15 protein-coding genes are annotated in these 13,362 nt (G+C 70.8%); 7 read left to right on the top strand and 8 right to left on the bottom strand.

The genetic code is table 11. From position 1 onward, the window contains the following. The first annotated feature begins 144 nt into the window (after positions 1-144). Both ACH41F_RS15350 and ACH41F_RS15345 read left to right on the top strand, forming a co-directional pair. A complete protein-coding gene (locus ACH41F_RS15350; RefSeq protein ID WP_391366043.1) occupies positions 145-525 on the top strand; it encodes an ATP-binding protein in 381 nt (126 codons plus the stop codon). A 306-nt stretch (positions 526-831) separates the two neighbouring features. Continuing rightward, entirely contained in the window at positions 832-1,335 is a 504-nt protein-coding gene (locus tag ACH41F_RS15345; protein WP_391231021.1) for a MarR family transcriptional regulator, read from the top strand. A gap of 40 nt (positions 1,336-1,375) precedes the next feature. Here the strand turns inward: ACH41F_RS15345 and ACH41F_RS15340 are convergent, their stop codons facing one another. The 7 genes from ACH41F_RS15340 to ACH41F_RS15310 form a co-directional block, all read right to left on the bottom strand. After that, entirely contained in the window at positions 1,376-2,566 is a 1,191-nt protein-coding gene (locus ACH41F_RS15340) for a PP2C family protein-serine/threonine phosphatase (RefSeq protein WP_398835804.1), read from the bottom strand. Further along, entirely contained in the window at positions 2,559-4,403 is a 1,845-nt protein-coding gene (locus ACH41F_RS15335) for a PP2C family protein-serine/threonine phosphatase (RefSeq protein ID WP_398835801.1), read from the bottom strand. The genes ACH41F_RS15340 and ACH41F_RS15335 overlap by 8 nt, the downstream gene beginning before the upstream one ends. A 4-nt stretch (positions 4,404-4,407) precedes the next feature. Continuing rightward, on the bottom strand, positions 4,408-5,469 hold the full coding sequence (locus ACH41F_RS15330; RefSeq protein WP_398835798.1) for a SpoIIE family protein phosphatase: 1,062 nt from the start codon (positions 5,467-5,469) through the stop codon (positions 4,408-4,410). After that, positions 5,466-5,912 (bottom strand): ATP-binding protein, encoded by a 447-nt coding sequence (locus tag ACH41F_RS15325; RefSeq protein WP_391231025.1) that lies wholly within the window; start codon positions 5,910-5,912, stop codon positions 5,466-5,468. The genes ACH41F_RS15330 and ACH41F_RS15325 overlap by 4 nt, the downstream gene beginning before the upstream one ends. Beyond that, a complete protein-coding gene (locus tag ACH41F_RS15320) occupies positions 5,912-6,316 on the bottom strand; it encodes an STAS domain-containing protein (RefSeq protein WP_391231026.1) in 405 nt (134 codons plus the stop codon). Before ACH41F_RS15320 ends, ACH41F_RS15325 begins: the two co-directional genes overlap by 1 nt. Then, positions 6,313-7,212, bottom strand: coding sequence for an RsbRD N-terminal domain-containing protein (locus ACH41F_RS15315; RefSeq protein ID WP_391231536.1), 900 nt, complete (start codon positions 7,210-7,212; stop codon positions 6,313-6,315). The genes ACH41F_RS15320 and ACH41F_RS15315 overlap by 4 nt, the downstream gene beginning before the upstream one ends. A gap of 141 nt (positions 7,213-7,353) precedes the next feature. Beyond that, positions 7,354-8,520, bottom strand: a complete 1,167-nt coding sequence (locus tag ACH41F_RS15310) for a SpoIIE family protein phosphatase (protein ID WP_391231027.1) — start codon at positions 8,518-8,520, stop codon at positions 7,354-7,356. Between the two features lie 147 nt (positions 8,521-8,667). Between ACH41F_RS15310 and ACH41F_RS15305 the strand changes: the two genes are divergently transcribed. The 5 genes from ACH41F_RS15305 (at position 8,668) to ACH41F_RS15285 (ending at position 12,913) form a co-directional block, all read left to right on the top strand. Beyond that, positions 8,668-9,153 carry a MarR family transcriptional regulator gene (locus ACH41F_RS15305; protein ID WP_391231028.1) on the top strand — a complete coding sequence of 162 codons (486 nt, stop codon included), beginning with the start codon at positions 8,668-8,670 and terminating at the stop codon, positions 9,151-9,153. Between the two features lie 765 nt (positions 9,154-9,918). After that, positions 9,919-10,521, top strand: a complete 603-nt coding sequence (locus ACH41F_RS15300) for a TetR/AcrR family transcriptional regulator (RefSeq protein ID WP_398835793.1) — start codon at positions 9,919-9,921, stop codon at positions 10,519-10,521. Positions 10,522-10,751: 230 nt separating this feature from the next. Then, entirely contained in the window at positions 10,752-11,681 is a 930-nt protein-coding gene (locus ACH41F_RS15295) for a LysR family transcriptional regulator (protein WP_398835790.1), read from the top strand. A 127-nt stretch (positions 11,682-11,808) separates the two neighbouring features. Continuing rightward, positions 11,809-12,513, top strand: a complete 705-nt coding sequence (locus ACH41F_RS15290; protein WP_391231034.1) for an SDR family oxidoreductase — start codon at positions 11,809-11,811, stop codon at positions 12,511-12,513. Between the two features lie 31 nt (positions 12,514-12,544). After that, positions 12,545-12,913, top strand: a complete 369-nt coding sequence (locus ACH41F_RS15285; RefSeq protein WP_398835787.1) for an SgcJ/EcaC family oxidoreductase — start codon at positions 12,545-12,547, stop codon at positions 12,911-12,913. 66 nt (positions 12,914-12,979) lie between these two features. Here ACH41F_RS15285 and ACH41F_RS15280 read toward each other — a convergent pair whose 3' ends face one another. Further along, positions 12,980-13,108: a hypothetical protein gene (locus ACH41F_RS15280; RefSeq protein ID WP_391231036.1), complete on the bottom strand. Its 129-nt coding sequence runs from the start codon at positions 13,106-13,108 to the stop codon at positions 12,980-12,982. Positions 13,109-13,362: the final 254 nt, after the last annotated feature.

Below are 13,362 nucleotides of genomic sequence, written 5' to 3'. Positions count from 1 at the left end.
ACGGGGCATCACGAGTGGGCGGAACCGCCCGCAGAAGACATGAAGCGGCCCCGGCGAGCGGCCGGCCGCGGGGTGCAGGTTGTCCAGGAGGGGAAGTGATTCGCCATGCGTACGCATCGGCGTACCCATCGGCGTTCCGTACGAGTGGAATACCTACTGCCCGAGGAGGCCTCGTCGGCGGGGAAGGCGCGGCGGCTGACCACCGTGTTCCTCGCCCGGTCCCGGCACCGGATGGCCAAGGTGGACGCCAGGCACATCGACGACGCGACCCTGATCGTGTCCGAGCTGGTCACCAACGCCACCCGGCACGGCCGTAGTGCCTGCCGCCTGCGTCTGCAGGTGTCCGACGACCGGGTGACCGTCGAGGTCTACGACGGCAACCCGAACCGGCCCCGCGTGCGGCCGTTGACGGCCGACGGCGAGAGCGGCCGGGGCCTGGCCATGGTGCGGGGCCTGGCGGACCGGTTCGACGTCACCCCGGCCCACGGGGGCGGCAAGCGGGTGCGCGCCATCCTGGCCATCTGAACCGCCCGCGCCAGGACCCGGCAGACCTTGATGGCGCCGGTCGGTGTCGGGGGCGCCGAAGGGCGATCCGACTGGACACTTGTTCGCCTTCGTGACGGTCCTGGGGAACAGCGGACCTGGACTCCTCGGCTCCGGAACGCCCGACGACGCCTGCGTGTCACGGCGCCGAACCCCGGTGCGGACGCGGATATGCGTCACTCGACGAACGCACACAACAGTGGTTGCTTGCTCGTCGGGTCTTCGGGTACTGCGTTTGAATGAGCATTGCAATTGCATGGTCTCGGGCTGACGGAAAGTGACTCGTTCGTGACCCACCTCGACAGCACCGGCGACGAGCAGGCGAAGGAACCGGGCGGCAGCCCTGAGGCCATCGCGCTCGAGATCGCCGACGCTGTGGAGAGCCTGACGGATCTGTGGACCGTCGCCACTCAGGGTGCGGCGCTGCGGCTGTCCCTGCACCAGTTGAGGGCGCTGCGTGCTCTGGAGGCGGCCCCGGGGTTGAATCTCACGGCCCTGGCGGAGCGCCTGGACATCGGGCTGCCCACGGCCAGTCGGCTGTGCGACCGTCTTGAGGCGGCCGGCTTGCTGGAGCGCGCCTACCATCCGCGCAGTCGCCGTGAGGTGCAGCTGAGCCTGACCGTGGCCGGTCGGCACGTGCTCAGGGACGTGGCGGGGCGGAGGGCTCAGGCCGTGGCGGCCGTCTTGGCGGGGATGGGACCTGCCGAGCGGGTCGCGTTGAGCCGGGGGCTGAAGGCCTTTCTCGACACGCGGCGCGCCACGCCCTCGCGGCCGGAGGAGCCCGGGCTGTGAGTGGCAAGGGGCGGCGCGCCGGCGGGTGCGCCCTGCGGCCTCAGCCGACGCGTCCCTTCCAGTCCAGGCACACGACCGCGGCGTCGGCGGCGAGTTCGTCGCTGCCGAAGTGCTCCATCAGGCCGGAGACCATGGCACGCGCCGCCTCGTGCGGGGGCGCCAGCCGTGCGGCGCTGATCGTCTGGCGCAGAGCGCGTTCTCCGAAGGACCCGCCGTCGGCGGCGCGTGCGCCGTGTACGCCGCTGCTGACCGCGATCAGGCGGTCGCCCGGCTCGACGTGGAAGGTCTGCTCGTCGTAGAGCGTCTCCTCGAACATGCCCAGAGGGAGCTGTGCCTCCAGTTCGATCTGCTCGATGGTGCTGCCGCGCTGGCGGTAGAGCTGGGGGGAGCCGGCGTCGACGGCGCGTACGGTGCCGGAGTCCAGGTCGAAGTTCAGCAGCAGGGTCGAGGCGTACGCCTTGCCCCCGTACTGGGCGAAGAGGGCCTGGTCGGCGAGGCAGGCCTGGTCGGCGAGCCCTATACCGGCGCGGCGGGCGTTGCGCAGCGCGCTGACGGTGAGGTTGGTGAGGAGGGAGGCGTCGATGCCCTGGCCCATGCCGTCGGTGACGGTGAGGGTGAGATGGTCGGCGCTGGTCGACCAGTCGAAGTTGTCTCCGCCCACGGCGTAGGCCGGCTCCAGGTGGGCGCCGATGACGTACTCCTGGCGCCGGCAGCCCCGGCCGGGCAGCAGCTGCCACTGCATCTCGGCGGCGAGGGTCAGCCGCCGGGTGCGCCGGGCCTGGAGGTAGAGGTCGGTGTCGCGGGAGGCGGTGGTGACCTCGTGTCCCAGGGCGGTGGCGAAGTCGGTGAGCCGGAGCACGGTGGTGGGGGTGCAGGCGTTGCCGGGCAGACGGACGGTCAGGACACCGAGACGGTCGCCGCGGACGGTGATCGGCAGATGGACGAGGTTGGTCGCCGACGCGTCGTCCGTGACCTCGACGACCGGGGTCTGGCCGTTGAAGGCGCGTCCGGCGGGGCCGTCATGGGCGGGGACCGGGGGACCGGTGCGCGGCAGGTGGGTGACCGGTTGCAGCACGCTCAGTCCGTAGTCGGCCAGGAGCAGGGTCAGCTCCTCGGCTCCGAACCGTTCGGTCAGCAGCCGGCGTGCGGTCGCCACCAGCTCGTGGGGTGGGGCAGCGCGAAGCCGGCTCTCCGCGGACGGGCCCGGTTCAGAAGTGTTCACGTCATCCACCCTCTTCGTTTGTCGCCTCCACGCTATCCCTGCGAGCGCCGGTTCCGCGGCGCGCGGAGGGAACCATGAGTCGGTCCACCGGTACGGCCCGGGCGTGTGGCGGCGTGTTGACGGGCGGTGCGGACGTGGTGTGGCACAGCAGCAGGCAGATGTCGTCGTCGCGCTCGGACTCGTGGAGCAGGGGCTCGAGCAGGGATTCGGCCGCGGTGTCCAGGTCCTGGCGCAGTTCCGTGGCGTTCAGCGAGGACAGGGCCTGGGCGAGACGGTCGATCCCGAGGTCTATCCCCAGGGCGCGGCGCTCGACCAGTCCGTCGGTGTACAGGGCGAGGGTCGAGCCGGCGGTCAGCTCGACGGAGTGGTCCTCGTAGGTGTAGGGCAGGGGGACACCCAGCATGATCCCGGGTTTGGTGTCCAGGATGCGTACCGTCCCGTCGGGTGCCCGCACCACGGGTGGCGGATGTCCGGCCGAGGCCCAGACGACGTGGGGATCGCCAGGCCGGAAACGGACGACGGCCGCGGTCGCGTACAGCTCCGGCTGCTGGTGGTGGAGCAGTCGGTGCAGACGGGTGAGGAGCTGGGCGGGGCTGTCGCCTTCGACGGCGTAGGCGCGCAGCGCGGTACGCAGCTGGCCCATCATGATCGCCGCGCGCAGCCCGTGTCCGGTGACGTCGCCTATGACGGCGAGCAGGCTCCCGTCGGGCTGCTGGAAGGCGTCGTACCAGTCGCCGCCGATGTTGAGCCCGCGGGTGGCGGGAAGGTATCGGGCGGCCAGAAGCAGGCCGTCGGCGGCGGGCAGGTTGGTGAGCTGGGCGCGCTGGAGGGCTTCGGCGGTGTCCCGGTGCTGTTCGTAGCGGCGGGCGTTGTCCAGAGCGATGCCGATGCGGCGGGCCAGTTCGACCAGCATTACGGAGGTGTCGGGATCGAAGCGGGGGCCCGGCGAGACGAGGGTGAGCACCCCCAGGGTGTGGCGGACGGTGAGGGGGATGCACAGCAGCGGGTGCGAGGGGGCCAGCAGCGAGGGCGGCAGGTCGTCGACGCCCGGCAGACCCCCGGGATGGGCGGCGGCGTGCTGCGGGCGGCCCGTGCGGGCGGCGGCGACCGCGGCGGCCGGCCGGTGACCGCCGTGCGGGACCGATTCGTCGTCGAAGAGCCAGAGGTCGACCTGGCTGGCGTACTCGGGGATCAGGAGCTCGGGCAGGCGGCGCTGGATGTCCTCGTGGTTGAGGGATGCGATCACCTCGCCGCTCGCGTCGGCCAGGAAGGTCAGCAGCTGCCTGGCCTTCTCCGCCTCGCTGCGGGCGATGCGCTCACGGTCGAGCAACTGGTGCTGAAGGAGCGCGGAGGCGTCCAGTTCGGCGTGGAGTGCCAGAACGCCCTGGTTGGTCCGGTGCAGTTCCTCCCGGTGGAAGCGGATCAACTCCTCTTGCTCGTCGAGCCTGCTGAGCACCGCCGCGGTGTCGTCGTCCGACGCCAGGAGGGCCCTGGTGAGGGCCGTCCCGTCGCTGTCGGACGGGTGGGGCTGTGCGGGCCCGCGACAGGGGAGCGTGAGCTGCCAGGAGGGCGAGTCGTCCGGTGGGCCTCCGGCCGGGCGCACGGAGACGGTCAGGTGCCCCTGACCGAGCGCGTCCGAGGCGGCGGGCGGCTGGGTGCTGAGGTGCAGTTCCCAGCCCCCGCCCTGTTCGAGGCGTGCTCGCAGGTGCGCGGTGAGCGCGGTCAGCGAACGTGCGCGCTCGATCAGAGGCACCTCGGCGGCTGACATGAAGTGCGCCGCGAGAGCACGGGCGTGGGCCGCGTCGGTGGTGGAATCGATTTTCCAAGTTGCGGAGGCGGCTGTCATGGGCTCAGGTCCGCTCGTCGGGGGCCAGCACGGCGACGCTGGTGTCGTCGCGCACGGGGCGGGCGTCACTGCCGGCGTTCCGCAGGATGGCCGCGGCCACCACGGCCGGGTCACGGGTCAGCAGGACGGCGTCGTTCGGCGGTGTCCAGCGACTGGGCAGTCCGTCGCTGTGCAGGACCAGCAGGCTGTCGGGATGCCAGGTGACGCGCTGGACGGGCACGGTGCGGGGGAAGTGCGCGCCGACGATGCCGGGATGCGACAGCAGCGGCCGCCAGCCCTCCACGGTGTCCAGGCGCGCGCCGATGTTGCCCACGCCGGCGAAACAGAGCCGCTGGGCGTCCGTGTCGAGCTGTGCCACCGCGACGGCCGCGCCCCGGGTGGTCCGGAGCCGCGCGTGCAGGCGCCGCAGGATCTCGGAGGGCGGCAGATGGCAGGCGCGGGCCAGCTCCGCCGCCGCGGCGTTGGACGCCTCCGCGGCTTTGGCGCCGTGGCCGAGCCCGTCCGCGAGCATGAGGGTCGTGAGCGCGGCGGAGCGCGCCCAGCTCCAGGTGTCGCCGGAGAACTCCGCCCGGGCGAGGGAGACGTTGACCCCTCCGGCCCGTGGACCCCTCGGACGCTGCTGCGCCCGGTGGTGGCGAGACGGGGGCTCGTGGTCGATGCGGGCCACCGCGACCGTTCCCCGGCCGGGCGTGCTGTGCAGGTCGAAGTCGTTGGACACGCGCATGCAGGTTCCAAGGCCCGCGCCGAGTGAGGCGTCGACGGTGCTGTGGCCGTCGCGCAGCGCCGCGCTGACATCGGCGATGCCCGGGCCGTGGTCGAGGGCGAGGAGCTGAACCGCTGTCCGGTGGGCGTCGGGGCCGGCGGGCACGCGGTCGACGAGGTTGATCAGGATGTGTCCGCCCCCGGCGTGCTTGAGGAGGTTGGTCGCCAGCTCGGTGGCCACGAGAGCGGCAGCCGCGGTGCGGTGAGGCGTGAGCCCGGCATGCGCGGAGGCCGACTCGGCGGCCACGCGGACATCCCGGACCCGCGTCGAGTCGTGCACCGGGATGTCCCACACCCGGCTCACGCCGGCCCCGTCCGGGGTGTGGGCACGCCGCCGGCCCAGGCGACGACGGTGACGGTGGTGCCCTGGCCGGGCCGGCTGTCGACGTCGAACTCCTGCACCAGCCGCTTGGCGCCGCTCAGACCGAGACCCAGGCCGCCGCCGGAGGTGTAGCCGTCGGTCATCGCCTGCTCGAGGTCGCGGATGCCCGGGCCGGCGTCGATGAACGCCAGCCGGAGCCCCGGCGGTTGGGCGTGGTCCAGCGGTGTGATCTCCACATGCCCGCCGCCGCCGTGGACGAGGGTGTTGCGGGCCAGCTCACTGGCGGCGGTGACGAGTTTGGTCTGCTGCACGAGGCTGAAACCGAGCTCGGCCGCGGTCTGGCGCACGCGCTGCCGTACCCAGGCCAGGTCCGCGTCCGAGCCGATGGGCAGGCTCGTCGCGGTGGCGTGGCGTGAGGCAGGCATCATGGACCGCCTTCCGCGCCCACGGTCGGCGCCGGCCGTTCGAGCAGGTCCCTCGCGCGGTCGACGTCCAGAGCGGTGGACAGTCCCGGCAGCGTGAGTCCCAGCTCGACGAGGGTGATCGCCACCGCGGGCCGCATGCCGGCCAGGACCGTGCGCGCGGCCAACAGCTGGGCGCTGGAGGCGATCTCGGCGAGGATCCGTCCCAGGAACGAGTCGACGATGTCCACGCCGGAGATGTCGATCACCACGCCGGTCGCCGTGCTGTGCGCGATGCGACGGGTGATGTCCTGCTGGAGCTGCTGCGCCGTTCCGTCGTGCAGTTCGCCCTGGAGGGTGACCAGCAGGGTGTCTCCAAGAACAAGGACCGGAACCGGGGGCGCGAGAGCGGACGGCGGGCCGGTCACCGTCGGCTCGCCCCGACCGGGGTGCGCGCGGAGACCTCGATGCCCAGCTGGCTCAGGGCATGCGCCAGGGCGTCGGCCAGCGAGGAGCGGGTGAGCACGGTCCCCAGGTCGATGCCGAGCTGGACGATGGTCTGCGCGATCGCGGGTCGGATGCCGGAGACGACGCACTCGGCGCCCATCAGCCGGGCCGCGGCCACGGTCTTCATCAGATGCTGGGCGACGAGGGAGTCGACCGTGGGGACGCCGGTGATGTCGAGGATGGCGTACCGGGCGCGCTCGGTGACGATCGCGTCCAGCAGGCTCTCCATCACCACCTGGCTGCGGGCGCTGTCCAGGGTGCCGATCAGTGGCACGGCGACCACACCCTCCCACAGGTTGATCACCGGTGTCGCCACTTCCAGCAGCTGCTGGCGCTGACGTTCGATGAGTTCCTCGCCCGTCCGGAGCGCCGTCTCCATCACGACCAGGCGCAGGGTGCCCATCAGCACGGTCAGAGCCAGCAGGCACTCGTTGAGGCGTGCGTCGGAGGGGTCCGGGAACTCGCCGCGCATGAGGCTGATCACCGAGTCGCGCAGCTCGGCCACTTCGTCGGCGATCCGGGCCGGGGAGGAGCCGGCGCGGGTTCTGGACGCGGTCATCCGGCTGAGCTGCTCACGCACCGGCCCGAACCCGGGCGCGGTGATGTCCTCGAGCCGACCGGAAGCGGCCACGGTCGCCAAGGCGTCGACGACGGCTTTGGCGGCCTCCACGGCCTCGTCCCGGGAGACCGTGAAGACGGTCCGGAACACGGCGGCGTCCGCCCATCGCTGAGCTACCTGCTCCTGGCGACGCTCGAGGAACTCGCCTGTCTCCCGCGCCGCCGATCCGGCGATCGCTTCCTGTTCCGACACCTGGATCTTCTCTCTCTGGACAGGGCCCCGTGGCCACGGAATGGCAGGCGAACCGCCATTAGTTGCCGTATGACAAACATTAGCGGTTGGGGTGTGGCGCAAACAACACACACCTGCCGAAACCTGGGCCGGGTCACGAGACGGCCGTCACGGCTGCCGCCCGCGCCAGTCCAGGCAGACCACCAGGGCGTCGTCGTTCGGCATGGCTTGGCCGCGGTGGCCGGTCAGCTCCCGCAGCACGGCCCGAGGGACCTCGGCGGCCGGCAGCAGCTGCGTGGAGAGGATCGCGCGGGTGAGCGCGGCATCCCCGTACGTCTCGCCACCCGGCGAGGCGACGGCGTGGACCCCGTCGCTGACGAACATCAGGCGGTCCCCCGGCTCGACATCGAACTCCTGCACCACGTAGTCGGTCTCCTCGAACATGCCCAACGGCAACTGCGCCTCGAAGGTGATGCGCTGCACCGTGCCGCCGCGCAGGCGCAGCAGCTGCGGCGACCCGGCGTCCACGACCTGGACCCGCCCGCTGGTGAGGTCGAAGTCGAACATCAGGACGGACAGATAGCAGCGACCGCGGTAGTGGGCATACACGGCCTGGTCGGCGAGGGCCGCCTGGTCGGCCAGCGGGAGGCCGGCGCGCCGGGCGTTGCGCAGTGCGTTGACGGCCAGGTTCGTCAACAAAGCGGCCTCTATCCCCTCGCCCATGCCGTTGGAGACATACAGCATCAGCCGGTCAGCGGTAGCCGCCCAGTCGAAGTTGTCGCCGAAGATCGCGTACGCCGGCTCCAGCTGCGCCCCCAGCTCGAATTCCGGGCGGGTGCAGGACCGGCCGGGGAGCAGCTGCCACTGCATCTCGGCGGCCAGGGTCAACCGGTCCTTGCGGCGCGCTTGAAGGTAGAGGTCGGTGTCCCGTTCGGCCACGACCACCTCGTGCCCGAGTACCTCGGCGATCTCCGCCAGCTCCTTCAGGCAGCCGCGTGCGTGGTCCCCGCCGGGCAGGGTCACCGACAGGACGCCGAGCCGGTCCCCGCGTACGGTGACGGGGAGATGGACGCGGACCCGCCCGCCCGAGGCGCCCTCGATGAACGCCTCCTGAGCGCCGAAGGCGCGGCCGGCCGGGCTGTTGTGAGCCGACACCGGCTCGAGGGTGTCCGGCAGCACGGAGACCGGCTGGAGCACGGTCAGGCTGTAGTCGGCCATGAAGAGCTCGACGGAGTCCGCCGCGTACTGCTCCGTCAGCACACGACGGACCGCGTCGAGCAACTCATGAGGTGCCGCCGCACGCAGGGCGCGCTCAGCGGTCACAAATCTGTTCACGATGGTAAACACACCAATCTTTCGTCGGATGGCGACAGGTCGCGCACACGAGACGTCCCCTTGGAAAGGGCGGCGCCCGGGTCCGGCCCATCCCTAGTCGGTCTGCTCGCCTAGTACCCTGGCCGTCACCCCGGTGCCTGCGAGAGTGTGACTGTGACTTCCTTCCGCCCCCGCCCAGAGCCTGACGAGGTCGCGCGCGTGACCTCCACGGCCGCGGAGCTGCTGGAAGTCCTGTGGGGCCGGGCCTCCACCGCGCCCGTGTCCGCGTCCCAGCTGCGCGTCCTGCTCATCCTCGAGCACCATGAGGACATCAACCTGCGCAGTCTCGCGGACAGTCTGGCGTCCACGCCGCCCTCGACGAGTCGGCTGTGCGACCGACTGCAGGCCGCCGGCTTCGTCGAGCGGGTGGTGAGCCCGACCGACAGGCGTGAGGTGCGCCTGCACCTCAGCGGTCGGGGCCGTGACTTCCTCACGGATCTGCGCGCGCGCAGGGAAGAGGCGCTGCGGGCGGTCCTCGACCAGATGCAGCCCGCCCAGCGGACTGCGCTGCTGCATGGGCTCGAGGCGTTCTGTGACGCCGCTGCGGCCCAGATACACGACGACGCCCAGGGCTCCGGCAGCCAGACCGCCTGAGCGGACCGCCGCGGCACCGGACTCGCCGTACACCGGAGCATTCCAGGTCCTTCCCCGCGCACGTCCGACCTCCACTTTCTTGCTTCCTGGCTATAGTTGTCAAATGGCAACTGTCGCCTTCTGTAGACCCATTTGCCCTCAGAACTCGCTTACCCCCTGTCTCGTCGACCTGCATAACTGTGGGAAACGTCTCTGAGTGGCAGGAGGCGGAGGGGGAGCCCGACTCGCCTCATTTCACCGACCGGGCGACTTGCGCACCGACGCCCCTGGGTTTCGCTCCACTGCGCTGTTTCGCGGCCGCGGAGTGAGGGGAGCGAATGTCGTTGGCAGGCTGGGGTGACCAGGGCCTGGCGGTGGTGCTGGCCGCGGGCGCTGTCGTGCTTGCGCTTGGGGCGCGGCCTGCGGCGGCTGACCTTGATGCGGGCCATGGCGGGCGGGGCTCGGCTCCCGTCCGGCAGCGCGGACACGCTTACGAGGCGTTGAAGCGCCGGGCGACCCGAAGGTCATGGCACCGGCCCGTGCGCGGTCCACCTGTCCGCCAGCTCTGCCGTCCGCGGTCTTGGCCGGACGGCAGAACGGGCGGACACGTTGAACGCTGGCTCAGGGCCGAACCGGCGTACGACGCGACCTCCGGCCACCGTGTCCCCGAACCCGCGCGGGTGAAACGTCCGCAGGGCGGGCAGGGGTCAGGTGCCGGAAGGAAGCCCCTTGTAGGTGTCGCCGAACTTCTAGTCGACCGGTCTAGTAGCGACGTAGGCTGAAGCTGTGGGACGTACCAGTGATGCCAGGAAGAACATCCTCAGTGCTGCGCGCTCGCTCATCGCTGAGCGTGGCTACTCGGCTCTGGGGGTGGCCGAGATCTGTAAGGCGGCCGGGGTGCCGAAGGGTAGTTTCTACTACTTCTTCGAGTCCAAGGAGGCTCTCGCTCTCGCCGTCGTCGACGAGCACTGGGCGGCGCAGCGGCGTGATTGGGCGCGTGTCCTGGGCGGTGACGAGGAGCCGTTGGCCCGGCTTCGGCGGCTGTTCGCCGAGACCGAGGCCGGCCAGCGCGCGGCGCAGGATGCGTGCGGAACCGTGTCGGGCTGTCTGTTCGGGAACCTCACCCTGGAGCTGAGCAACCAGGCCGAGACGGTTCGGCACCGGTTGCAGGAGATCTTCGACGAGCAGGTCGACATGGTAGAGGCGGTCGTCGTCGAGGCCCGCGAGCGTGCCGAGGTCACCGTGCCGGACAGCCGGGCGGCGGCGCGAGCCGTGGTGGCGCAGCTGGAGGGCCAGGTGATGTTCGCCAAGCTGTACAACAGTCCGCAATGGCTGAGCCCGCTGTGGGACAACTGTCTGGCCATGCTGGGCGCGACGACACCGCGGTAGCCGTGACAACCCCTTGTCCTGGAGTTGCGGCCGGCTCCCGCACGTGGATGGCCTCGGCGGTACGTCGTCGGTCGACCTCGGCCTGACTCGTGCCGTCGGAGACCGTGGTGGTGGCCCCGACCAGGAACTTCCGGAAGGCCGGTCAGGCATCGACCCTGGTGGCGGGCCCAGGCTGGACCCAGCAACCCCACCCTCGCGGGTGAGGGGCGTGGCCTCGCCGCCCGCGTAGCATGACGGGCGTGGAGCTGCGCCAGCTGAGGTACTTCGTCGCGGTTGCCGAGGAGCTGAACTTCGGCCGGGCCGCCGAACGACTGCTCATCGCCGGGCCCTCGTTGTCCCAGCAGATCAAGGCGCTCGAACGCGACCTGGGCGTCCGGTTGTTCGAGCGGGACCGGCGCTCCGTGTCCCTGACTGCAGCGGGTGCCGCCCTTCTGCCGCACACCCGCGCCCTGTTGGAGCAGGCCGACGACCTCCGGCGCCGGGCCGGCCGGCTGTCGGGTTCGGAAGCGGTACGGCTCGGTTACGTCAACTGGCTTCCCTCGGACCTGACAGCACGGACCGCCGCCGTGGCCAAGGTGCACATCGACGCGTGGGTCGCCCCGTCCCACGCCCAGGCCGCCCGGGTCGCCGACGGCAGTCTGGACCTGGCCGTGTGCTGGGTCCGCACAGAGGATCTGGCGCGGCTCGGACTGCGGGCCCGGTTGATCGGCGCCGACCGGCTCTACGCCGTGGCCGTCGGCACCGACAGGCGTGACGTTCCGGCGGGGGAGACCGATGTCCTCGTCGACGACGACGTCACGTCCTGGCGGTCGTGGAACGACTACGCCGAAGAACTGGCCCGCACCACGGGCGCCCGTGAGGTGCGCATCTCGGACGGGGCCATCACCGGTCCGGCCTTTTTCGACCACGTTCGCCGGTGCCGGCGTCCGGTCGTCAACTCTCCCAAGGGGCAGACCCTGCCGCTGCCGCCGGATCTGGTCCGGCGGGAGATCGTCGGACCGAAGGTGTACTGGACCTGGTCCCTGGTCTGGCGCGAGACGGAGCGGCGCGCGAGCGTTCTCGCGGTGGTCGACGCCCTGGGTGACGGCGTTGGCGACCTCGGTATCCACGCCCCGGACGCCTGGCTTCCCGCCGACGATCCGTACGCGCTCCAGCGATGACCTGTACTGGAAGGCCGAGCCTTCCAGTCAGGAGAAAGCCCGTCCTTCCTCCCTGCGGTGCGCGGACCTACCTTCTGAATAGTCGACCGGTCGGCTAGTACCGGTCACCCACACGAAGAAGGTCACCATGAACCAGAAGGTCGCGATCATCACGGGCGCCTCGCAGGGCATCGGCGCCGCCCTCGTCGCCGGCTACCGCAAGCTCGGCTACGCCGTCGTCGCCACCTCACGCGGCATCGCCCCCTCCGACGACCCGGAGGTCCTCACCGTCCAGGGCGACATCGCCCACCCGGCCACCGCGGAGCGCCTCGTCGCCGCCGCCGTCGAGCGGTTCGGTCGTCTCGACACCGTCGTCAACAACGCCGGCATCTTCGTCGCCAAGCCGTTCACCGAGTACACGGCCGAGGACTTCGACGCCGTGACCGGCATCAACGTCGCCGGTGTCTTCCACCTCACCCAGCAGGCGATCCCGCATCTGCTCGCCCAGGGCGGTGGTCACATCGTCAGCGTCACGACCAGCCTGGTCGACAACGCCAACGCGAGCGTGCCGTCCGTCCTCGCCTCGCTGACCAAGGGCGGCGTGCAGTCCGCCACCAAGTCCCTCGCCATCGAGTACGCCACCCGCGGCATCCGCGTCAACGCCGTGTCGCCCGGCACCATCAAGACCCCCATGCACGCGGAGGAGACTCACGAGTTCCTCGCCGCCCTGCACCCCGTCGGCCGGATGGGCGAGGTGAGTGACATCGTCGACGCGGTGCTCTTCCTGGAGACGGCTCCCTTCGTCACCGGCGAGATCCTGCACGTCGACGGCGGTATGAGCGCCGGTCACTGATGTCCGGTCAGCCCGCTGAGAAGGAGGAGACATGACCACCACGGACGACGAGGCGATCCTGCGTGCGGTGCTCGACCAGTGGAAGGAGGCGGTCGACGAGCACCAACCTGAGCGCGTCGCCTCCCTGTTCACCTCGGACGCCCTCTTCCAGGGCCTGCACCCCTATACCGTCGGCCGTCGAGGGGTCGCCGAGTACTACGACTCCCAGCCCCTCGGTCTGAAGGTCGACTACCGCATCCTGGAGACCAGGCGCCTGGCCGACGATCTCGTCCTCGGCTATCAGGACGTCGAGTTCTCGTTCACGGACCGGCCTGCCCTGAACGTCAAGCTCGCGGTCCTCGTGTCCCGTGTGAAGGGCGAGTGGCTCATCAGCCATTACCAGGTGTCCCGGCTGGGCTGACGGATCCCCACAGGGTCAGCCCTGGCAGGCGTCGGGTGGCTCCCCCCAGGCACCGGAGGACACGGCCTAGATCTTCGGTCCGGGATTCTTGGGTTGGCCACCCATCCTGTGGTCGCTCCAGTCGATGCCGTCGTCGTGCTCCTTGCTTCCCGCGAGTCCGAGGAACCCGAGCAGGGGCAGCAGAATGAGGATCACCCCGCACAAGGTGCCGACAGCGACGTATGCCGCGGCCGCGGCGAGGACCGAGAACGTGATGTCGCACAGGATGCGAACCCATCGTGGGAACGGCGCACGCCATGCGCGGTACCGGTGAAACACACGCGTGAGCCGGCCACGCCTTCCTCGGCCTGGTTCCTTGCTCATGAAAGAAGAGCAGCCGGGGGATCTTCTTCGCTGCTTCTGCCGCTGTGAGGCCACGGGGCGAGCGTAGGGCGGCAGTGGCCGGGAGA

This window comes from Streptomyces sp. NPDC020489 (genome assembly GCF_044386545.1).
Classification (GTDB): domain Bacteria; phylum Actinomycetota; class Actinomycetes; order Streptomycetales; family Streptomycetaceae; genus Streptomyces.
This window is presented reverse-complemented; position numbering and strand designations above follow the sequence as displayed.